Annotated in this window: 11 protein-coding genes; 7 read left to right on the top strand and 4 right to left on the bottom strand. The window is 43.4% G+C overall.

Features of this window, described 5'->3' with window-relative positions:
- Window positions 1-2: 2 nt before the first annotated feature.
- The 5 genes from ACOOEY_RS14190 to ACOOEY_RS14170 all read left to right on the top strand — a co-directional run bounded on the left by ACOOEY_RS14190 (window position 3) and on the right by ACOOEY_RS14170 (window position 15607).
- Window positions 3-548 (top strand): mechanosensitive ion channel family protein, encoded by a 546-nt coding sequence (locus ACOOEY_RS14190; RefSeq protein WP_420385382.1) that lies wholly within the window; start codon window positions 3-5, stop codon window positions 546-548.
- Between the two features lie 40 nt (window positions 549-588).
- Window positions 589-1899 carry a DNA recombination protein RmuC gene (gene rmuC / locus ACOOEY_RS14185; protein WP_420385381.1) on the top strand — a complete coding sequence of 437 codons (1311 nt, stop codon included), beginning with the start codon at window positions 589-591 and terminating at the stop codon, window positions 1897-1899.
- A 339-nt stretch (window positions 1900-2238) separates the two neighbouring features.
- Window positions 2239-13800, top strand: coding sequence for a collagen-binding domain-containing protein (locus tag ACOOEY_RS14180; protein ID WP_420385380.1), 11562 nt, complete (start codon window positions 2239-2241; stop codon window positions 13798-13800).
- Window positions 13801-14038: 238 nt separating this feature from the next.
- Window positions 14039-14413, top strand: coding sequence for a co-chaperone GroES (locus tag ACOOEY_RS14175; RefSeq protein ID WP_420385379.1), 375 nt, complete (start codon window positions 14039-14041; stop codon window positions 14411-14413).
- A gap of 93 nt (window positions 14414-14506) precedes the next feature.
- Window positions 14507-15607, top strand: coding sequence for a fatty acid desaturase family protein (locus ACOOEY_RS14170; protein WP_420385378.1), 1101 nt, complete (start codon window positions 14507-14509; stop codon window positions 15605-15607).
- On the opposite strand, the gene hemB is transcribed toward ACOOEY_RS14170, so the two are convergent.
- From hemB to ACOOEY_RS14150, 4 genes are all read right to left on the bottom strand, one after another.
- Window positions 15608-16579 carry a porphobilinogen synthase gene (hemB, locus tag ACOOEY_RS14165; protein WP_420385377.1) on the bottom strand — a complete coding sequence of 324 codons (972 nt, stop codon included), beginning with the start codon at window positions 16577-16579 and terminating at the stop codon, window positions 15608-15610. It abuts the gene before it with no gap.
- Entirely contained in the window at window positions 16576-17031 is a 456-nt protein-coding gene (locus tag ACOOEY_RS14160) for a DUF6036 family nucleotidyltransferase (protein WP_420385376.1), read from the bottom strand. Before ACOOEY_RS14160 ends, hemB begins: the two co-directional genes overlap by 4 nt.
- A gap of 221 nt (window positions 17032-17252) precedes the next feature.
- A complete protein-coding gene (locus tag ACOOEY_RS14155; protein WP_420385375.1) occupies window positions 17253-17465 on the bottom strand; it encodes a helix-turn-helix domain-containing protein in 213 nt (70 codons plus the stop codon).
- Window positions 17466-17468: 3 nt separating this feature from the next.
- Window positions 17469-18101, bottom strand: a complete 633-nt coding sequence (locus ACOOEY_RS14150; RefSeq protein WP_420385374.1) for a DUF2975 domain-containing protein — start codon at window positions 18099-18101, stop codon at window positions 17469-17471.
- Between the two features lie 118 nt (window positions 18102-18219).
- Here ACOOEY_RS14150 and ACOOEY_RS14145 point away from each other — a divergent pair, with 118 nt between their 5' ends.
- Together ACOOEY_RS14145 and ACOOEY_RS14140 are read left to right on the top strand one after the other, a co-directional pair.
- Entirely contained in the window at window positions 18220-21126 is a 2907-nt protein-coding gene (locus ACOOEY_RS14145) for an outer membrane beta-barrel protein (RefSeq protein WP_420385373.1), read from the top strand.
- 104 nt (window positions 21127-21230) lie between these two features.
- Entirely contained in the window at window positions 21231-23954 is a 2724-nt protein-coding gene (locus ACOOEY_RS14140) for an outer membrane beta-barrel protein (RefSeq protein WP_420385372.1), read from the top strand.
- The last annotated feature ends 9 nt before the right edge of the window (window positions 23955-23963 follow it).

The following is a 23963-nucleotide window of genomic DNA, read 5'->3' as shown; positions in this document are numbered from 1 at the left end:
TCATGGGTCAGACAGCACTAAGAATAAAGAAAGCCACCTATCCCGCTTTCAACCTGCTCAGCGGGCTGTTCATTCGATTATTTAATCCATTCAAGAAAGGTGATTTCATCGAAATCAACGGACACCTCGGCTCCGTTGAACACAAAGGCTTAAAAAGCACTACACTAAAGAACATTGAAGGCGAAGAAATTCAGATATCTAATACCCTGTTTTATACAAAGCATTTACACAACCTGACTTTAGAAAACATTGTCAATATTGAGTTCAGACTCGATGTGAGTTTCTCAGAAGACATGGCTCAGGTGAAAAAGCACATAGTCGGCTTCCTCGAAGACAACATCAACATACTTAGCAGTCCTTCCCCCAGAATATTTGTGAGCAAGATCAAAAACACCCATGTAGAACTGGGAGTGAAAGCATGGTGCTCCATTGAAAAATACCTGGAGGTAGATGCTGAAACTGAAGTGCACTTAAAAGAGCACTTGAGAGGTAAAGGAGTCAGCCTCGAAATAAAAGACTCTGAAGTAGATCAACTGATGATGGCCTAGGGATGCGTAAGGCTTATATTTGTGCCAAACGAATTTACGCATGGAAATAATCTGGCTTTTATCAGGGACATTATTAGGAGTAATCATAGGATGGTTGGTTGCCAAAACAAAGTTCAACCAGCCTGACGAAGAGAAAGAACAACTAAAGAATCAGCTACAAATAGCTGAGGAAAGACATAAAATGCTATTGCAAGAGATTCAAGACTTAAAACCAGCGCTATCTCAGGAAAGAGAGAAGGGTCTTGAACTGAGCAATCAACTCACCGCTGTTCAAACTGAACACAAAAATCTTCAGCAAAAGCTGGCTGATCAGAAACTTGAAATGGAAAAACTCAATGAGCGTTTCTCCATTGAGTTTAAGAATCTGGCCAATGAAATCCTTGAAGAGAAAAGCAAGAAATTCACAGAGCAGAATAAAGTAAACCTGAGCGAGATCCTTAGTCCGCTGAGAGAACGGATAGGTGAATTCCAGAAAAAGGTAGAAGAAAGCAACAAGGAAGATGCAGAAAGAAATGCCTCTCTGGTGCAACAGATCAAACACCTGAGTGATTTGAATAAACAAATCACCAAAGAAGCCGAAAACCTAACTAAGGCCCTTAAGGGAGATAGTAAAACGCAAGGTAACTGGGGAGAGGTCATCCTCGAGAGAATCCTGGAGAAATCAGGTCTGGAAAAAGGCAGAGAGTATGAAACTCAGGTTTCCGAGGTAGGCGAAGATGGCAGAAGGTATCAGCCCGATGTAGTGGTAAAACTTCCCGACAACAAGCATATCATTATCGACTCCAAGGTGAGTTTAACCTCCTATGAAAGATATGTTTCAGGAGAAAGCGAAGAAGAAAAGCTAACTCACCTCAAAGCCCACATTAGCTCTATAAAGAATCATGTGAAAGGGCTTGGAGATAAAAATTACCAAAACCTGTATGGTTTTGAAGGGCTGGACTTTGTCTTGCTCTTTATCCCGGTTGAACCAGCCTTTACGCTAGCCGTTCAACACGACCCGGAGTTGTTCAATGAAGCCTACAGCAAAAACATAGTCATTGTCAGTCCAACGACATTGATTGCTACGCTTCGAACCATTTCGAGCATTTGGAAACAAGAATACCAGAATAAAAACGCGATAGAAATAGCCAACCAGAGCGGTGCGCTATATGACAAATTCCAGTTGTTTACTGAAGATTTAATCAATATCGGTAAGCACCTGGCAGGTACTCAAAAAGCTTATCAGGATTCAATGAAGAAGCTTTCTGAGGGTAACGGCAATCTTGTAAGGAGAGCCGAGAAGCTTAAGAAACTAGGAGCCAAGGCGAGTAAACAAATAGATAATCGACTCATAGACCGCTCGGAGCTCTAGTTTCAGACTCCTGTTTTGTGTCAGGTTCGCTTAACCTATTTGATTTTCAGTGCCTTGTGTGAAAATAAACAGCATTAAACTGTATATGAAATGCAGTTTTTTATATATTTGCAGACCTTTCACACAAATCCTATCACCTAAACCTCGTTTTAGATTCACGCGTGCATGTGGTCTACAATTGGGTGTAGTAACAATCTGAAATCAGTTTAGGTGGAATAAGCTAACTACATCTTTGACCAAAACACGAGAGTGATGAAACAACCTATGAGCAGGCTTGGCAGAGCATTGCTTCTTATTTTTTTGTGCACAGGGGCCTTAACTAATTGGAGTCATCAGGCGATGGCTCAAGATCAAACCCTCTATCTGAATGCTGATGGAGAGGCCACTTTAGATATGAGCCAATTCAACTTCGATTGTTTCGAAGATGATGGCGCTTGTACACCTGTTGCTGCTGAAGGAGATGGCCACGCCATGTGGTTAAGTGTTAACCCCTTCCCTGGAAGTTCTACAGATTTTATTTACGAAGATGGTGCCCAATTCGATGAGTTCGAAGATGGAAGCGCTATGCTATCAGGCACGCTAATCAATACCAACAATAGTTCAGATAAATGGGAGGTTGTAGTTTATCTGTCAAACAAAATGAGTTGGTCAGAGTGGAGTGCACTCGGAAGAAGCTATAAAGACGAAAAAGGCCTGACAGGCAGCAATTACAATGACTGGAACTATTACATTATAGATCCCAATCAAACCAGTCAAATCATCGGTTTAGCTGATAATACTGGTAAAAGCATAGAGCTGAGCCATATGCCATCCAACTACCATTATGGTTTCCAGGTGGGCAATGCAGCCAACAACAAAAACACTAAATACGGCCTTTCAGGTTGGTTCTCTTATTCATGGGATGGTGTTAATTTCCATCAGGGTGACTTCAACCTTGATTTAACCAATTGCGGCCCCGAAGATATTGCAGACTGTCAGTGTAATGGTAAAATGCAGAACTTCTCCTTTACCTATGAAGGTGAGTCTGGAGTGACTGTGAATGCCTACGATGAAAACAACAATCTGATCGAATCATTTACCAATGTTCAGAATGGACAGTCCATCACTGTAGAGGGTTTTGATTTCAAAGGCCGACTAGGCCCTAAAACTTACATTCAACTGAATGATGGTGAATTGTACAATGTACACACCTCTTGCTCCGAGCAAATCATCGGCAATGTCTATGGTGCATTTACTGTAACCAGCTATACAGATGGTGAAGGTAATTTCTGTGGAGAGAAATCTGAACTGCCTGTTGGCCAGGTTACTTATTCTGCAAGCCAGGTAGACTTTAGCTGTGCTGATTTGGGAACTAACACCGTAATCATTACAGCTACCGATGAAGAAGGCAACACTTGTACTCAGGAAATTTCCGTGACAGTAGAAGACAACATTGCCCCTGTTGTTGCTACTAAAAACATCACCAAGGTGATTACCTCAGGTGGTGCGGTCACTATTACACCTCAGGACATTTTGATCATGAACTGTAGTTCAACAGGGATTTCAGTTCCGGAACCAGTTCCAGGTATTGGTGATGAATCTATCTTCTTTGAAGCCAATTGTACTTATGATAACTGCTCGATTGTCAATTATGAACTTGACAAGGCAACATTCACTTGTAGCGAGGTAGGAGAAAATACAGTAACCATTACAGTGACTGATCAAAGCGGTAACTCTACTACTGCTACCGCTGTAGTGACTATAGTTGATTACTCAGCTCCAACAGCTGAAACCAAAAACATTACTGCTTATCTCGATGCAGATGGTCAGGTAGTGATTACTCCTGAAATGATCGACAACGGCTCTTCCGACTCATGTGGCGATATCGAAATGGAGCTTTCTAAAACGACATTCAATTGCTCTGATATCGGCAATAACACGGTTACTTTAATTGTAAGAGATCAGGCTGGTAATACTGACACTGAAACTGCTGTAGTTACTGTAATAGATAACCTTGGTCCTGCTGTTCAACCGCAGAACATCATGGTTTATCTGGATGAGAATGGTAATGCTAAAATCCACGATAAAGATGTGCTCTATATCTGTGAAGACGCTGTTATCGAAACTGGTGGTTCTACCGGTGGAGGTGGTTTAGGTGGAGGCCTGACTGGTGGACTTGGTGGTACAACTACTACTTCCACTTCCGTACCTGTTGATTACTCTGACTTTGTGGTAACCAGTGACGTCTCTCAGTTCACCTCTTGTACTAAAGACAACTGTAAGATCACTTCCATTGTCACTTCTAAAACTACTTTCAACTGCTCTAACATTGGTGACAACACAGTGACCATTACTGTCAAAGATGCCAAGGGTAATGCTACTACAGCTACTGCCATTGTAACTGTGGTGGACAACAGAGCTCCTGAAGTAGAAGTACAGAATGTGGCTCTTAATCTTGATGCTTCCGGTAATGCTACTCTTACCCTGTCTCAGGTTGAGGTTTCAAGCTCTGACAACTGTAATATCCAGTCTAAAGTGTTGAGCAAAACCAACTTCGACTGTTCTGATATCGGTGAAAATAATATTACCCTTACCGTCACTGACGTGAACGGTAACGTTACTGAAAAGTCTTTTGTAGTCACTATCGCTGACAATGCTGCTCCTTCTGTCATTGCTCAGGATGCTACAGTATACCTCGATGAAAACGGTAATGCTTCCATTACCATTCAAGACATTGACAATGGTTCTTCTGACAACTGCTCTCTTACCCTGAGCCTTGACCAGCTGAGCTTCGACTGTTCTATGGTCGGTGAAAATACGGTGACGCTTACCGGTACTGATGCCAGTGGCAACACGGCCTCTGCTACTGCTACCGTGACTGTGGTGGATAACATCCTCCCTACTGTTGTAGCCAAAGACCTTACAGCTTACATCGATGAGAATGGTGAGCTTTCTATCTCTCAGGAACAGATCATTGAGTCTTTCTCTGATAACTGTGGTATTGCCTCTGTTGAGCTCAGCCAGACTGAGTTTGGTTGTGGTGATTTGGGTGATAATACAGTGACCATCACGGTGACCGATACCAATGGTAATGTTTCGACTGCTACTTCTACAGTTACTGTTGTCGATAACATCGCTCCTACTGTGGTGACTAAGAATGTTACCAAGATCATTTCTGGTGGATCAGTAACCATTACTCCTAATGATGTATTGGTATTGAACTGTTCTTCTACTGGTATCTCTATGCCTCAGCCTGTTCCGGGTGAAGGTGATGAGGAGATGATCTTTGAGGCTAACTGTACTTCTGATAACTGTACCATCACCAACATCACTTTGAGCAAGACTACTTTCTCTTGTGATGATGCAGGACAGAACACCATCACCATTACTGTAACTGACCAGAGTGGTAACTCTACTACGGCTACAACAGTAGTAACCATCGTTGACAACACTAAGCCTGTTGCTCAGACTAAAACAGCCAACCTTTACCTCGATGCTAACGGTAACGCTGTCCTGACTCCTGAAATGGTTAACAACAACTCTTATGATGCTTGTGGTACCATTACACTGGATGTCTCTAAAAAGAACTTCGATTGCTCTAACATTGGAGCTAACACTGTGACCCTTATCGTTACTGACGGTGCTGGTAACGTAGCGACCAAGACTGCTACTGTTAATGTTTATGACAACCTGGCTCCTGTAGTCCAGCCTCAGAACATTACAGTGTATCTGGATGAGAATGGTAATGCTAAAATCCACGATAAAGATGTGCTCTATATCTGTGAAGACGCTGTTATCGAAACTGGTGGTTCTACCGGTGGAGGTGGTTTAGGTGGAGGTGGTTTAGGTGGAGGCCTGGGCGGTGGCTTAGGTGGTGGCCTGACTGGTGGACTTGGTGGTACAACCACTACTACTACTTCTACTCCTGTTGAGTATTCTGACTTTGTGGTAACCAGTGATGTCTCTCAGTTCACCTCTTGTACTAAAGACAACTGTAAGATCACTTCCATTGTCACTTCTAAAACTACTTTCAACTGTTCTAACATTGGTGACAACACAGTGACCATCACTGTCAAAGATGCCAAGGGTAATGCTACTACGGCTACTGCCATTGTAACTGTGGTGGACAACAGAGCTCCTGAAGTAGAAGTACAGAATGTGGCTCTTAATCTTGATGCTTCCGGTAATGCTACTCTTACCCTGTCTCAGGTTGAGGTTTCAAGCTCTGACAACTGTAATATCCAGTCTAAAGTGTTGAGCAAAACCAGCTTCGACTGTTCTGATATCGGTGAAAATAATATTACCCTTACCGTCACTGACGTGAACGGTAACGTTACTGAAAAGTCTTTTGTAGTCACTATCGCTGACAATGCTGCTCCTTCTGTCATTGCTCAGGATGCTACAGTATACCTCGATGAAAACGGTAATGCTTCCATTACCATTCAAGACATTGACAATGGTTCTTCTGACAACTGCTCTCTTACCCTGAGCCTTGACCAGCTGAGCTTCGACTGTTCTATGGTCGGTGAAAATACGGTGACGCTTACCGGTACTGATGCCAGTGGCAACACGGCCTCTGCTACTGCTACCGTGACTGTGGTGGATAACATCCTCCCTACTGTTGTAGCCAAAGACCTTACAGCTTACATCGATGAGAATGGTGAGCTTTCTATCTCTCAGGAACAGATCATTGAGTCTTTCTCTGATAACTGTGGTATTGCCTCTGTTGAGCTCAGCCAGACTGAGTTTGGTTGTGGTGATTTGGGTGATAATACAGTGACCATCACGGTGACCGATACCAATGGTAATGTTTCGACTGCTACTTCTACAGTTACTGTTGTCGATAACATCGCTCCTACTGTGGTGACTAAGAATGTTACCAAGATCATTTCTGGTGGATCAGTAACCATTACTCCTAATGATGTATTGGTATTGAACTGTTCTTCTACTGGTATCTCTATGCCTCAGCCTGTTCCGGGTGAAGGTGATGAGGAGATGATCTTTGAGGCTAACTGTACTTCTGATAACTGTACCATCACCAACATCACTTTGAGCAAGATTACTTTCTCTTGTGATGATGCAGGACAGAACACCATCACCATTACTGTAACTGACCAGAGTGGTAACTCTACTACGGCTACAACAGTAGTAACCATCGTTGACAACACTAAGCCTGTTGCTCAGACTAAAACAGCCAACCTTTACCTCGATGCTAACGGTAACGCTGTCCTGACTCCTGAAATGGTTAACAACAACTCTTATGATGCTTGTGGTACCATTACACTGGATGTCTCTAAAAAGAACTTCGATTGCTCTAACATTGGAGCTAACACTGTGACCCTTATCGTTACTGACGGTGCTGGTAACGTAGCGACCAAGACTGCTACTGTTAATGTTTATGACAACCTGGCTCCTGTAGTCCAGCCTCAGAACATTACAGTGTATCTGGATGAGAATGGTAATGCTAAAATCCACGATAAAGATGTGCTCTATATCTGTGAAGACGCTGTTATCGAAACTGGTGGTTCTACCGGTGGAGGTGGTTTAGGTGGAGGTGGTTTAGGTGGAGGCCTGGGCGGTGGCTTAGGTGGTGGCCTGACTGGTGGACTTGGTGGTACAACTACTACTTCCACTTCCGTACCTGTTGATTACTCTGACTTTGTGGTAACCAGTGATGTCTCTCAGTTCACTTCTTGTACCAAAGACAACTGTAAGATCACTTCCATTGTCACTTCTAAAACTACTTTCAACTGTTCTAACATTGGTGACAACACAGTGACCATCACTGTCAAAGATGCCAAGGGTAATGCTACTACAGCTACTGCCATTGTAACTGTGGTGGATAACAGAGCTCCTGAAGTAGAAGTACAGGATGTGGCCCTTGATCTTGATGCTTCCGGTAATGCTACTCTTACCCTGTCTCAGGCTGAGGTTTCAAGCTCTGACAACTGTAACATCCAGTCTAAAGTGTTGAGCAAAACCAGCTTCGACTGTTCTGATATCGGTGAAAACAATGTTACCCTTACCGTCACTGACGTGAACGGTAACTTTACTGAAAAGACTTTTGTAGTAACTATCGCTGACAATGCTGCTCCTACTGTCATTGCTCAGGATGCTACAGTGTACCTCGATGAAAACGGTAATGCTTCCATTACCATTCAAGACATTGACAATGGTTCTTCTGATAACTGCTCTCTTACCCTGAGCCTTGATCAACTGAGCTTCGACTGTTCTATGGTCGGTGAAAATACGGTGACGCTTACCGGTACTGATAACAGTGGCAACACGGCCTCTGCTACCGCTACCGTGACTGTGGTGGATAACATCCTCCCTACTGTTGTAGCTAAAGACCTTACGGCTTACATCGATGAGAATGGTGAGCTTTCTATCTCTCAGGAACAGATCATTGAGTCTTTCTCTGACAACTGCGGTATTGCCTCTGTTGAGCTCAGCCAGACTGAGTTCGGTTGTGGTGATTTGGGTGATAATACGGTGACCATCACGGTGACTGATACCAATGGTAATGTTTCGACTGCTACTTCTACAGTTACTGTTGTAGACAATGCAGCTCCGATAGCTGTTGGACAAAACATCAGCATCAGTCTTGATGCTAATGGAGAAGCTTCCATCAATGCAGATCAAATCAATAATGGAAGCTATGACAACTGCGGCATCAGTTCTATTCAAATTGATAAAGACCAATTCGATTGTGCTGACCTTGGAGAAAACACTGTAACACTGACTGTAACCGATGCTTCTGGAAATACCTCAAGCACTTCAGTTATAGTGACTGTAAATGATGTGATTACCCCAACCGTGATCACTCAGAACACCACCGTTTATCTTGATCAGAACGGTAATGCATCCATCACTATCGCAGACATTGACAATGGTTCTTCTGATAACTGCTCACTTACACTGAGCCTTAATCAGCTGAGCTTCGATTGCTCAATGGTCGGTGAAAATACGGTAACGCTTACCGGTACTGATAACAGTGGCAATACGGCCTCTGCAACGGCAGTCGTAACAGTAATTGACAATATTGCTCCTGTAATTGAGACCGTTGAAACACTCAATGTAGAATTGGGAGAAGATGGAACTATCAGCATTACTCAATCGCAGATTGTAACCAGCATCACCGGAGAAAATTGCGGTAATGTTAACATAGACATCAGTCAGACAGACTTCGATTGTAGCTCCCTCGGAAGCAACACCATTACGGTGACAGCAACAGACACCAATGGAAATCAAACTACTTCTGAGGTCGAAGTATTCATTATTGACCCATCGGTTCCTGTATGGACCAACCCTGTAACCTCAACCGGCACGGGTTCTAATGGTATTGGAAATCCAACAGCTCCGGCTATGGGCTTCAATGTCTTCATCAAAGAAGATGTTACTTTCAAGAGTAATGAAACTGAAGGTGCTGTCGCACTAGGAGGAAACCTGACAATCGATGGTAACTATCAGGTATCTGTCAATAGTATCGGAAGCTTTGAAGTAAATAATGTACCTGTTACACTTGTAGTAGGTGGCCAGGTAAACTATACAGGTGGTAATGCTCTTCAGATTAACCAAAACGGTTATGTGAAAATTGGAGAAGCTAACAACTCTAAAGTCTGGTATCAGGATATGAACGGAGCCTACTCTCCCATCCGTGTAACTAAAGACAACAATTACAACAGTACACCAAGACTTCACCTGCAGGCCAATGCACAGCAGCTTGGAGTGGATGCTCAGAATAACCCGATATTCGAATCAAACCTGATCGACTTCCAGTCTGCCTTTAGTCAAATGGAAGCCAATGCTCAGGCCATGAGTCAACTGGCCAACAATGCCGATCTGACAGATCCTAATGGCAATCCAATCAGCAATACCAACCTGCCAAATCAGGTGAAGATTAACCTGCATGATGGATTGAATGTGTTGAATGTGAGTGGAAGCGACCTGAACAATGTTTCTGTCTTTACTTTCAACAACCAGCCAAGTGCTGACAAGGTGTTAATCATCAATGTTGATCAACCAGGCAACTTTAATTGGAATGTATTTAATACGGGCGGAATCGGAGAACATGTATCCCCATACATCCTCTACAACTTCTATAATACTACCTACCTGCAAATTCAGGGCAATGGTTCTGTGATCGGTACCCTGTTTGCACCTTACGCTCATTTGAATAAAGTGAGCAGCAATAACCTGGCAGGTCAGGTAATCGGTAAATCCATGGTTCAGGAATCTGGTGAAAACCACTGGTTTGGCTTCGATGCCACTATTGGCTCGGGAGGTGGCAACAATGAAACCACTGAAATCACCAATGGTAGTACTGTGGTGAAATATACAGATGACAATTGCAGCTACACCGTTCAGGGTAATGAATTCAATCCGGGTGTATCTGATACCTTCTGTTCAGAAGTAACCCTGAGCTATGCGCTTAGCGGAGCAACAACCGGAACCGGTAGCGACCTTTCAGGAGTATCCTTCAACATAGGAACTACCCAGGTAACATGGACAGCAACTGATGGACAAAACATAACCACATTCAGCTTTACTGTTGAAGTAGAAGACAATGTAGCACCAACAGCCATCGGTCAGGATATCACAGTTCATGTGGATGCCAATGGCAATGCTTCAATTTCAGCCAACCAGGTAGATGGCGGAAGCTATGACAATTGTGGCACCCCAACACTCAGCGTAGACAAGTTTAACTTTGATTGTTCTGATTTGGGTGAAAACGAAGTAACCCTGACAGTGACTGATGCCGCTGGAAACACTTCAAGCACTACGGTTACTGTAACAGTTGCAGACAACATCGCTCCAACAGTGATGGCCAAGGATGCCACGGTTTACCTCGATGCAAATGGACAAGCCTCTATCAGCATTAATGATATTAATAACGGTTCTTACGATAACTGCTCACTTAACTTAAGCCTGAGCCCGTTGAACTTTGACTGTAATGATCTGGGTGAAAACACAGTTACCCTAACAGGTACTGATGCTTCAGGAAATACGGCTACCGCAACAGCCATTGTTACTGTAGTTGATGTCATTGCTCCGGTCATTACCAATGTACCTCAGGACATTGTTTACCAGGCTACAGATGGTAACTGTGATGCACCTATTATCTGGACAGTCCCTACAGCTAATGACAACTGTTCTGTGACATTGACAAGCTCACACCAGCCAGGAAGCTCCTTCCCTGTTGGTACAACAGAAGTGACTTATACGGCTACAGATGCAGCTGGAAATACGGTAACCGCTTCGTTCGATGTAACTGTCGAAGCGACACCAATCAGCATTGACCTCGATGCTTTGGTTTACAACCAGATAGACAATTACAACATTACCTGTAATGGTGCAGCGGATGGTGAAATCACTGCCACTGTCGAAGGTGGTTGTGGTAACCTGAGCTTCAAATGGAGTAATGGTGAAACCGGCACAAGCATTACAGGTCTTACTGCCGGAACTTACACCCTAACGGTTACGGATGAAAAAGGTAATTCAGCCTCAGAAACTGTTACGCTGACAGAGCCTGCACCACTTGCTTTGGAAACTGCTATTACTCCTCAAATCCCTGGTGGTCAGGGTGGAGAAGAGCACACCATCTATCTGGGTTATGGCCAGCAGACAGTAACACTGACAGCTAATGCTACAGGTGGAAATGGTGACTATACTTATACCTGGTTACCAGAAACCGAAATTGCCTGTTCTTCCCTCAACTCAGTAGTCGTAGCTCCTATGGTTACCACTACTTATGAAGTCATCGTAACTGATGCTGCCGGATGTTCAGTAAGCGAAACCTTTACGGTCTACGTAATTGATGTGCGCTGCGAAAACAACAATGGCGGAGGCAACTCTAATGGTGGTGGAAATAACGGTGGCGGAAACAATGGCGGTGGCGACAATGGAGGCGATGAGTCTTGCCAGTGTGAAGGCAAAATGAAGAACTTCACTGTGGTTTACAATGGCTTCTCAGGAGCAACCATTAAAGCCTACAGAAAAAATAAATCAGACAAGATTGAAACATTCTACAATGTTCAGAATGGAGATGTGCTGAAAGTTGAAGGATTTGACCATAAAGGAAGACTTGACTCTAAGACATTCCTGAAAGTAGGAAGCGCCTACTATGAGATCCATACCTCATGCTCTATCGATATCATGGGCATGGAAGTAGGACCTTTCAAAGTCATCGAATACACAGATGGTGAAGGTAGTACCTGTACTATGGACAATTTTGAAGGAACTGGTGACGATATCACATCTGATGATGACGATAGTGCCGGAGGCGGATATTCCGATGACGATGATGACGACAACAACTACGGTGGTGGTTACTCAGACGATGATGACGATGATGATCATGGCAATGACTCTGATGACGATGACGATGATAAGGGCAAGGGTAATGGCAAAGGTTACAAAGGCTTCAATAGCTCCTGGTCTTCATACTGGTCTTCAGGAGGAACTGCCAGTGGCTTTACCTGGGGATCCGGCTCCAATAACTATGATGATGACGATGACGATGATGATGATTCTGGCTCAGGTTCATCAGGTAGTGGAAACTGCCAGTGCGAAGGCCGAATGATGAACTTCACCGTGATTTATAACGGACCGGCTGGTGCCACGGTAAAAGCCTACAATAAGAAAATGAACTATAAGTTCGATGAGTTTGAAAACGTGCAGCCGGGTGATGAGCTATTCATTGAAGGTTTCGATAAGCATGACAGACTGGAAGCTAAGACTTACCTGAAAGTAAATGGATTTGCCTATGAGATTCATACCTCATGTTCCATTAATATCCTGGGTGAAACCTACGGACCATTCACGGTAATTGCCTATACAGATGGTGCCGGAAGCTCATGCTCTGTAGTAACAGGTGAGCCTCCTGTAGTTGAAGTAGAATCAAGCTGTGAAGCTACTGCGGCCGCCAATGGAGGACATGCCATGTGGTTGAGCAACTACTTCCACAATGGTGGAAATGCCAACTATGTATTCGATGGTGATGCCGGAGACTTCGTGAGATATGACGATGGTACGGCTACTTTGAGCGGTCTCCTGGTGAACAAGAATAATGCAAATGACCAGTGGGAGATTGACTTCATCCTTGAAAATTCAATGGATTGGACAGAATGGTCTTCATTCGGCAGAAGCTATAAAGACGAAAAGAACCTTGCTGGCAATAATTATCAGGACTGGACTTATTTCACATTAAGTGGTGAAAGCAGACTGAAAGGAAAAGGTAGCAACCAAGGTAAGATTGTTCAGGTTAGCCACATGCCTTCAGACATGGAGTTTGGTTTCCAACTGGGTGATGCAGCCAATAATAAGAATGGCAGCTATGGATTATCAGGATGGTTCTACTATAAGAACTACTGCAGCGAATGGGAACAAGGCGATATCAATATCGACCTGACTAATTGCTCAAATGATGATCCGGGAACTCCGGGTGGTTGCGACATTCAGGTTGTAGAGTGGGATGGCAATGTCACCATATGCAATAACGGAGTATCACTTTGTGTAAGTAAAGAAGAAGCAGAAGTATTACTTGCCCAGGGAGCTACTCTTGGAAGTTGCAGCGGAATCACTACAAGCAGTGACGACACAGTCGGTGGTCAGGCTCACGATGCCTCTGACGATAGTAAACTGATTGAAGCAGCACCTGAGCTGGTGAAGGTCAGCGCCTACCCTAACCCAACCAGGGGTAATACCACCATTACCTTTGAAGTAAAGCAGGCCGGTCCTGTGAGAGTAGGCATCTACACTTCACAAGGTATCAGCGTAGGACAACTCTTCGAAGATGTGGCTGAAGCAGATAGAACTTACAGCATAGACTTTGATGGATCAAGCTTACTGGATGGTGTTTACCTCATCCGTGTTAACACAATGGATGTGATAGAAACCAAGAAGCTGATTATTAAGAAATAATTGAATACCCGGCTGGTTGAAATATCTACTGACCGTCACCCTGAACTCGTTTCAGGGTCTCCATTAAACCGAGATGCTGAAATAAATTCAGCATGACGAGCATTAGCTGTCTCAACCAGCTGTTTTTATATAGCCATTTCGTCAAACCCCTCCCCTTCAAATCAAATAGAAACAAAAGCCTCAGATAGCCTTTGAGCATTGATGAAGGTTTATCACTATATTTGTCATCATTTTCATTATGGAGCTAACAGCAGACAACAGACTGAGAAAGCTAATTGTGGTTGGAGATCGGTTACTGATCAGACCCAAAAAACAGCCGGATAAAACAGATAGTGGTTTGTATCTCCCTCCTGGTGTTCAGGAGAAAGAGAAAGTACAAACGGGTTTTGTGCTGAAAGTGGGGCCGGGTTACCCGATTCCTATGCCAACCGATGAAGATGAGCCATGGAAGGAAAGTGATGAAAGGATCAAGTATGTTCCTCTTCAGGCGCAGGAAGGTGATCTTGCTATTTTCCTCCAAAAGGGAGCGGTTGAAGTGGTCTATCAGGGTGAAAAACTCTTTATTGTACCACAATCCTCTGTATTAATGCTTGAGCGTGAGCAGGATTTATAACACTAATTCTGATCAGCCGTTTAAGTAAAAACTTGAAATAAATTTCAAATGCTAAGATTCGATAAGATATCTTGCTAAAAGAATACCTACGGAATGCAATACAAAACAATACGATTCTCAAAAACTAATCAGGCGGAGTTCATCGCTGATTTGAGAAAACAAGTCAAATCTTATTTCGAAACCAATAACATTTCTACTTATGGAAACTATAAGATGGTCATTAAGACAATCTTTATGTTTTCACTTTACTTTCTCCCGTATCTATTGATGCTTACCGGTGTTGTCACTAACATCTGGGTAGTTCTACTGATGTGGACATTAATGGGCTTCGGAAAAAGTGGTATTGGTTTATCGGTTATGCACGATGCTAATCATGGTGCTTATTCCCGCAACAAGCATGTCAATAAGTACCTCAGCTATGTCATGAACATGATTGGGGCCAATTCTTACATCTGGAAGATTCAACATAATGTATTGCACCATACCTTCACCAATATCGATGGTATGGACGAAGATATTGATCCGGGGAAATTGATGCGACTTTCGCCTCATGCACCTAAGCTGAAAGCCCACAAGCATCAGCACATTTATGGCTGGTTCTTGTATGGTATGATGACTTTCCTTTGGTTAACCACCAAAGACTTCAAGCAGCTGGTTCGCTATAAGAAAATGGGACTCATGAAAACCCAGAAGAGGTCATTCGGTGGTGTATTGACTGAAGCCATCATCTCTAAGGTATTGTACTATGCTTATGCGCTGGTACTTCCATTGATTTTCATTCAGGCGCCCTGGTATATCATTCTGATCGGTTTCTTTATCATGCATTTCATCACAGGCTTGATGCTTGGCTTGATCTTCCAGCCTGCTCACGTGATGCCAACTTCAGAATTCCCTATTCCGGATAATACAGGTAGTGTAGAAAATAACTGGGCAGTACATCAGCTCTTTACAACTACCAACTTTGCTCCGGATAGTAAAATATTCTCATGGTTCGTAGGTGGTCTGAACTATCAGATTGAACATCACCTATTCCCAAATATCTGCCACGTACACTACAAGAAAATCTCAAAGATTGTACAGGCCAAAGCCAAGGAATATGGATTGCCTTATAATTCGCAGAGAACCTTTATGGCTGCGGTGTACCAACACGCCAGAATGTTAAAGCAATTAGGTAAAGGAGAAATGGTCGCCTAATCAGCGGCCATTCAGTTGAGCAAACTCCTTAGCATGATAGGTAAGGATAATATCTGCACCTGCTCTTTTAATACTCAGTAAGCTTTCCTGCATCACACGCTCATAGTCGAGCCAACCCTTTTCACCGGCAGCCTTGAGCATGGAATACTCACCACTCACATTGTATGCTGCAATGGGCAGACTATAGTGGTCCTTTAAAAGCTTAATTACATCGAGGTAAGCCAGAGCCGGTTTCACCATCAGGAAATCAGCACCCTCATCAGTATCTAAATCAGCTTCAATTAAGGCCTCTTGCTGATTAGCCGGATTCATCTGGTAAGTCTTTTTATCTCCACTTTTAGGAGCAGAATCCAAAGCATCTCTGAATGGCCCGTAAAAAGCACTGGCATACTTAGCCGTGTAAGACATAATAGAAACATCTGTATATCCATTTTCATCCAGCACTTCACGGATGTAGCCAACTCTCCCATCCATCATATCGGAAGGGCCAATAATATCGATACCGCATGCGGCTTGAGATAGGGCCTGTTTACCCAGCACTTCCAGCGTTCGGTCATTGACAATTTTTCCATCGACCACGATACCATCATGACCATCAGAGCTGTATGGATCAAGCGCTACATCGGTCATAATACAGGCTTCAGGAAACTCCTGTTTAATTCGCTTCAACGCCTTCTGATAGAAGAAACCCTCATCATAGCACCTGGTGGCTGTCTGATCCTTATAATGCTCCGGCACCACAGGAAACACATCAAAAGCCTTGATCCCCAACTTCAGACAGGTTTCAATTTCCTTCAGCATCACCTCGATGCCCAACCTGTAAATACCGGGCATAGAATCAACCTCCACTTTGGCATCGGTACCCTCTAAAAGAAAGAGGGGAAAGATAAAGTCATCGGTAGTCACCTGCGTTTCCTGAACTAAATCACGAATGGCAGCTGATTTTCTATTTCTTCTTGGACGGATATTCATTTCTCTAAATTCTCTATATCGTTAATATCTTTAGGCCTCCCGGAAGCTGTTTTCGCTCTAATTAAATCTTCAAAATCGAGGAAGCGTATAGTCACTCCTTCAAATGTACGCTTTAGCGCTTTTGAATAACATTGAGAAAAGTCAACACCAGCAAGCTCCGTTATAATATCAATAGCAACTGGTGGTCTTCCAAATCGGAATACATCAAACTGATCAATGTCTAAAAATGCATCTTCCGTCATATCAAAAACGGGTAACCTAAACATATCAAAAGCACTTAAAAGTTTTTTGTAATTGTCTCGGTCGCGCCTCACCCAAATATCTAAGTCACCCGTGGTTCTGGGGTATCCATGCAATATCACTGAGTAACCTCCAACTAAGATATACTCTACGTCAGATTTATTGAGGCTTTCACAAAACTCTAAGAAATCAGGATTGAAAATATTATTCATTGCCTCTTATACATTTCGAAAGATGATTTATCCATCTTAGGAAAATCGGTTGGTTCAATATTGTAAGCTGAGCATATCAAATAAAATGCAGCCTGTAATCTTTCGTTGGAATTTTTCTTTGACCAATATGCCAAGTCATTCGACTTTTCCTCAGCCTTGAAAGCCTCAAAACCAGTTCTATCAAACCTGTATTCCGACATCAATACAAAAATAAGACAATGTTAGCGGGATTCAGAACTATACTCTAGTATATCCCCGGGTTGACAGTCCAAAGCCTCACAAATAGCCTCCAGCGTACTGAATCTTATCGCCTTCGCCTTGCCTGTTTTTAGAATGGAAAGGTTGGCCAGGGTAATTCCGACTATCTCTGCCAATTCTTTGCTCTGCATTTTGCGTTTGGCCAACATCACATCAAGGTTTACAACAATTGCCATGATTCAAATAGTTAACTCCTGTTCTTCTTTCAAACCCAACCCATGTGAAAAAGCTTGTGCCAGAATCAGGTTGAATAAACCAAAGAGAAACATGCTACCAAACCAACCCGGAGTTAAACTGAAATGGCTAGCTCCATTAATCAGATGGTCCACTTCAAAGTACTTCTGCATCATCCCCAGTTTAAACCAGTCGATAATACCAGTAGAAACAGACATGATGATGAATGCTATACCGATAATTCTCAGTCGTTTGACATTCTCTCTAATGAAGAACTCTCCTGCCTCTGCCGATCGAACTAATTGACCAAAAATATTGGCCAGGTAAACATATATGGCTACGGCAACGATCATCAGTCCATAACCAAGTTTCATGAGCCAGCCTCCAAGTGTCACCTGAATGGCATAACCATTGGGACTTGCAGTGACAGCCGTAAAATAGTTTGAATATTCTGGCCTCACTTTCACATCAGGGTCTTGATTGAAGCTAATAGCACCTTCCTGCAAATTCAGAGTAATAGTAAAATCTGCTCCTGTCACTATGTAATAGATCATAAAAAGGACGGCAATAACGGCCAACCCTATACTGATATCGACAATCCATTTACAGATTGTATAAAGTATCTTGTTCCAGTTCATTGCTTTAAATTTTTCGAAGTATAATAATTATTTATTGTTTTTCAATAAATAATAACTGTAAAACGAAAACCCAGTACTGAATTAAACCTTAAATGCCATCTAAAGTCTAAAGTGCACGATGAAACTCAAGGTCATATCCATTTCGGTGATGCTGCTACTAGGTAGCTTTTCTGCCACCGCACAGTTCTGGGTTGTTAAAGGCACGGTTGTCGATAGCACGGAACAATTGGCTTTACAATCCGCTACAGTCGTACTTACCCAACTGGCAGACTCCTCTAAAAGGGCCTTCTCTACCAATGAACTGGGTGAATTCAGAATCACTGGAGTTACCAATGGCCAATATCAGCTTCAGGTTAGCTTTGTCGGCTTCAAAACCTTTAATCAACAGCTCACTGTGGCCGATGCTTCGACTGACTTGGGGCAAATTGTTCTGACTCTCGACACCAAGTCATTAGGAGATGTTACTGTCGAAGGCCTTGCTGAACGAGTCATCCAAAATGGCGACACGACAGAATTTAATGCAGCAGCTTACAAAGTAAACCCCGATGCTACTGCAGAAACCTTATTGGAAAAATTACCTGGCGTGGTTATTCAAAATGGTCAGGTTCAGGCTCAAGGGGAAACAGTAAGAAGAGTACTGGTGGATGGGCGCGAATTCTTTGGCGATGATCCCAATGCAGCTCTGCGAAATCTTCCGGCAGAGATCATCGAAAGAATTCAGGTCTATGATCAGGCCAGCGATCAGGCACAGTTTACAGGCTTTATGGATGGAGAAACCTCGAAAGTGTTGAACATCATTACCCGAGCCAGCATGCGGAATGGGGAGTTCGGTAATGTATATGCAGGAGCAGGAACCGATGAAACCTATAATGTTGGTGGTAGCATCAACCTCTTCCGGGAAAAATCTAGAACCACTATACTGGGCCAAATGAACAATGTGAACATCCAGAACTTCTCCACCAGTGATCTGCTGGGCATTACTGCCGGAGGTGGTCGCAGAGGAGGTGGTGGTGGCCGTGGTGGAGCCCGAGGCGGTGGCGGTGGATTTGCTGGAGGTGGGTTTGCCGGGGCGGCTGGTGGCAGTTTTGCCAACGGAGGTAATGCTTCCAACTTTCTCGTAGGCCAGCAGGGAGGTATCTCAGAGACCAAGGCCTTTGGTATTAACTATTCTTACCAGGATCAGGGAGCCTTGAAGTTTAGCGGCAGCTATTTCTTCAACCAAACGGATAATAACGCCAACGAATCAATCTTCAGACAATATACCCTTCCCAGAAATGAAGGACAGACATATAGCGAGATCAGTAGTGCACCAAGTCGCAATATCAATCACCGTTTTAGTGGTGAATTAGAATATACCATCGATGATCGTAATTCAATCATCATGAGACCTCGGTTCACTTTTCAGGATAACTCCGGTTCCGGAATCGTTAACGGTGAAACCAGATTAGACGCTGACCTGATTAACTCGGCTTATACTCAAAATACTTCTTATCTGGAGGCATTCAGTTTCAGCAACAACCTCCTCTACCGACATGCCTTTGAGAAAAGAGGAAGGACTTTCTCCATTAACCTCAATACTGGTCATAATGAGAATTCAGGAGACAGCTATTTACTATCAGAAAACATCTTCTATACCGGCATAGCACAGGATATCACATTAAATCAGTTCGGAGACCAGAAAACGACCGGCTTTAGCCTGAACACTAATGCCACCTATACAGAACCTCTGACTGATCGCAGCCAGTTATCTGCCAGCTACCAGTACGCCTATCAGTTCAATGATTCAGGTCGTGAAACCTTCGACTTCAATGAAGGGCAAGGCGATTTTACCGACCTGAATATTCCATTGAGCAACACTTTTGAAAACGATTATATTTCCCATAACGCTACTTTGGGCTATAACCTCAGAGGCGATAAAGGCACACTTACTTTCAGAGGGAGCTATCAATGGGCCATTTTAGACAATGATCAGACTTTCCCTTTCGAAGACAGAGTAGACAGAACATTCGAAAACTTTATTCCCTCAGTAGTCTATCGCTATCGCATGGAGAATGGGAAAAGCCTCAACTTTACATACAGAGCCAACACGGATGCTCCCAGTGTGAGCCAATTACAAAACGTAATTAACAATACCGATCCGTTGAACATCTCTGCAGGTAACCCTTTGTTAGACCAGAGCTATCAACACTCAGCCACCATCCGTTTCAACCAGATTAATCGTGAAACCAGCCAGGTGTTCTTTGTGCTATTGAGTGGTAGCTTCTCTGACAATAGAATCAGCAGCAGCTCTTTTGTAGCGGGAAATAATGGAGCCACTGTTGATGGTATTACCTTACAACCTGGGGCCAGATATTCCAAACCAGTCAACCTTGACGGCTACTGGAATCTCAGAAGCTTTATATCCTATGGCCTCCCCCTGGGCTTTTTGGAATCTAACCTGAACTTCACGGCTACTCTGGCCTATTCTCAGTCTCCGGAGTTAATCAATCAGGAACTCAATTACGCCAAAACTCCAACAGCAGGACTGGGACTGGTACTGAGTAGCAACATCAGCGAAAAAATCGACTTTACACTATCCAGCAATTCAAGCTTCAGCTCAGTGAGTAATAGTTTGCAATCTCAGAACACGACCAACTACTTCAACCAATCTACCCGCCTCCGCCTCAACTGGATTTTCGGAGAAGGCTTTGTATTCAGAAGTACCGTCAATCATACCGCCAACTCAGGACTTTCCGATGGTTTCAACCAAAGCTTTGTGCTTTGGAATATGGAAGTGGGCAAAAAGCTATTGCAGCAAAAGGCTGAAGTCAAATTCTCGGTTTTCGATTTATTGAAACAAAACCAGAGCATTACCAGAAGTGTAACAGGCTCTTACATTGAAGACAATGAAACACAACTGCTCACACAATACTTTATGCTCTCCTTTGTTTTTAATATCAGAAGTTTTGGAGAAGGGCAAACCATACCGAATGACAGAATGGAAAGATTCCAGCAAATACGTCAGAGATTTGGCAGAGGAGACTAGATTGGCACATTTAGTGAGGAATTGTGAAGCCTAGGATTTAAGATTATTTCACAACTATTTATTTAGGTAAAAGGAGAGTTTACCTATCTTGATAAAAAACACACATGCGATACTTACTCTTTCTTCTCCTTTTCATTAGCAGCCTTCAGCTCGGTTTCGGGCAGGCCTTCAGCGTGAAGGGAGAAGTAAGAGATAGTACTTCCAAAACCCCTCTTCCTTACGCCAATGTAGTCTTACAGTCTACTGCTGACTCTGCAATATATTCGGCAGTTACTGACACTCTGGGCATTTTTCAGATTAATCAGGTTACCCAGGGTCAGTATAAGCTTAACATCAGTTTTATAGGATTTGAAGCTTATACTGACACCCTGGACATTAAGGGTAATATAGACCTGAAACAGCTATTTCTTCGAGAAAGCCTGACCACCCTCGATGATCTGACCATTGAAGGGGAAGCGGTGGACATGATTATCAAAGAAGACACCATAGAATACAATGCTGCGGCCTATCCCATTCCCGAAGGTTCTGAACTGGAAGAGCTGCTGAAGAAAATGCCGGGCGTAGAAGTAGTCGATGGCAGTATTACGGTGAATGGTAAGAAAATCGAAAAAATGATAGTTGATGGAAAGCCTTTCTTCAACCTCCCCATTCAAACACTACTCAAGGAGCTGCCTGCTGACTTTGTCAAAAAAATTCAGGTGATCGATGAAAAGTCAGAAGACGCTCAATTTACCGGACATGATGATGGTGAAAGAACTCCTGTCATTAATGTGGTGAGTAAACCCGAAAAGAAAAAGGGATATTTCGGAAGTATAAGAGCGACCATGAGCCCTCCCAATAGATACAACACCAGTGCCTCTACCAGTTTTCTTAGTGGTAAGCATCGCTACAGCATCAATGGGGATTGGAATAATATGAGTAGCTCTTCAGGGCCTGCAATACCAATTGAGCTTAGTGCCTCAGAAGCAGGAAGAATGATGGCTTTACAAGCAAGCGATGCAGGTACTATAGGCAGTCATCAGGGTCTGGGAGGCTCTTACTCTATAGAAGTGAATGATAAACTGAATATCAGCAGTTCTTTCAGGTGGAGCAATGACAACTCATTTGCCCAGTCCGATATCAGCAGGGAATACATACAGTCGTCAGATCAAGGGCGTATTTACAATGAGCAATCGGAACGGGAGCGCGACAACACCAATATTTACGGCTCGGTCAATGTGAGGTATAATCCATCTGACAAAGATCAATACACCTTCAGCCAGTCTTTGAGTAGTGCTTCTATGTTTACCTCTAACTGGCGAAACGGAGAGACTCTGCTTGGCGGGGAACTACTGAACTCCAGTAGTAACCGGACATATATGGAGAACGAACGCAGGAGTAGTGATACCCGGCTTGGCTGGAGACACAAGTTTGCCAAAGAAGGAAGAACGCTTTCCCTGAGTTTCTCCAATTCCTATAACCGGGCTGAAGGTACTGATACTGTTAAGTCTGTCAACCTGTTCACGGGTGGAACCATCGAAGAACAGGTCTTTGACCAACTATCTAATCCTGATGACATTGGAATCAATCGCAACTTCAGCCTGGCCCTGACGGAAAAAACCGGTGAAAACTCCAGTCTTTCCCTTAGTTATACCAATGAACTGGAGGAGTCGAGAACCGAACAGCTGCTTTATGATTTTAATGAACAAAGTCAGCAGTACACCGACTTAGATCCCTTGCGATCCAGTCAATATGTGCTCAAGAACAAGGATAATAGTATCAGAATGAACTACTCGTTCAAGATCAAAGGCATTAATATAGCTCCACGGCTTACGCTAAAAAGTACCCGAATTCAGAATGATCAGGAATTCCCAAGAGTTTCCGATACTGACAATACATTCACAGGTATCAATCCGGGGCTCTCCTTTTATCGATACTCTGACAAGGGTTCTCAACTTCAATTGAGTATCAGCAGGTCCATGACCGTACCCCGGGCAGAACAGTTGCAGGATGTACTGGACAATTCGAATCCCCTCTTTCTCAGGCAAGGCAATCCTGACCTCAGCTCTGGATTTCGAAACTCAGTGTCTCTCTTTTTCTATAAAACCTATAATGAAGAAAAATCCAGACGGATTAATATCCAGGCAATGGCCAGCAGCTCCGAAAATGCCACAACTAATTATACCATTGTGGGTGATGGCACCAATGGCCCTGACGGCATTGACCTTCCTGTAGGGGTTCGCTATTCCAGACCTGTCAACATCTCAGGTGCTAAGAATTTCAACATCAATGTCTCCTTATCCAGTAAGGTCCTAAAAGACAAATTGAATGTCAGCTATGGTGCCACAGTCGATTACTCCTTTTACCCTCAGTATCTCAACGAACAGATCCAATCTTCTGAAAACCTGACTTATGGTTTGGGAATAGGGTTTAGAAGTGACTTTTCAGAGAAGCTTAATCTCAACCTGAATCTGCTTCCCAGATACTCGATTATTCAAAACTCCAGTCCTGAAGAAGAGGGAAGCGAATACTTTGCATGGACCGGTAGCATGGGTGGTAAGTGGGTGATAGCCGAAGACTTCTACATTACCACCAATATGGCTTACACCTACAATGGTGGAGTCAGTAGCCTGGGCAGCTTCGACCGGTTCATTATGTCAGCTTCTGTAGGCAAGAAAATTCTAAAGAAGAAGCTGGATTTAAATATTCACGCCAATGATATATTGCGACAAGCTTCTGATCAGAATCGTTCTTTAAATGCTGAATACATAGAAAACTCATCTACCACCCTATTGAGGCAGGTGGTGAGAATTACCGTCAGCTACCGCATTAACAAGTTCGGTAAATAAGCAACCTCA

Origin of the sequence: Roseivirga sp. (assembly GCF_965216855.1) — a bacterium.
In the GTDB taxonomy this organism is placed as follows: Bacteria; Bacteroidota; Bacteroidia; order Cytophagales; family Cyclobacteriaceae; genus Roseivirga.
Note: the sequence above shows the minus strand (reverse complement) of the source record. Positions and strands in the feature narration are given on the sequence as shown.

Bases quoted from the DNA above. Each gene is read 5' to 3' on its own strand.
- ACOOEY_RS14180 (WP_420385380.1), top strand. From the start codon at position 2,239: ATGGCTCAAGATCAAACCCTCTATCTGAATGCTGATGGAGAGGCCACT.
- ACOOEY_RS14175 (WP_420385379.1), top strand. From the start codon at position 14,039: ATGGAGCTAACAGCAGACAACAGACTGAGAAAGCTAATTGTGGTTGGA.
- ACOOEY_RS14160 (WP_420385376.1), bottom strand. From the start codon at position 17,031: ATGAATAATATTTTCAATCCTGATTTCTTAGAGTTTTGTGAAAGCCTC.
- ACOOEY_RS14150 (WP_420385374.1), bottom strand. From the start codon at position 18,101: ATGAACTGGAACAAGATACTTTATACAATCTGTAAATGGATTGTCGAT.
- ACOOEY_RS14155 (WP_420385375.1), bottom strand. From the start codon at position 17,465: ATGGCAATTGTTGTAAACCTTGATGTGATGTTGGCCAAACGCAAAATG.
- ACOOEY_RS14190 (WP_420385382.1), top strand. From the start codon at position 3: ATGGGTCAGACAGCACTAAGAATAAAGAAAGCCACCTATCCCGCTTTC.
- hemB (WP_420385377.1), bottom strand. From the start codon at position 16,579: ATGAATATCCGTCCAAGAAGAAATAGAAAATCAGCTGCCATTCGTGAT.
- ACOOEY_RS14140 (WP_420385372.1), top strand. From the start codon at position 21,231: ATGCGATACTTACTCTTTCTTCTCCTTTTCATTAGCAGCCTTCAGCTC.
- ACOOEY_RS14170 (WP_420385378.1), top strand. From the start codon at position 14,507: ATGCAATACAAAACAATACGATTCTCAAAAACTAATCAGGCGGAGTTC.
- rmuC (WP_420385381.1), top strand. From the start codon at position 589: ATGGAAATAATCTGGCTTTTATCAGGGACATTATTAGGAGTAATCATA.
- ACOOEY_RS14145 (WP_420385373.1), top strand. From the start codon at position 18,220: ATGAAACTCAAGGTCATATCCATTTCGGTGATGCTGCTACTAGGTAGC.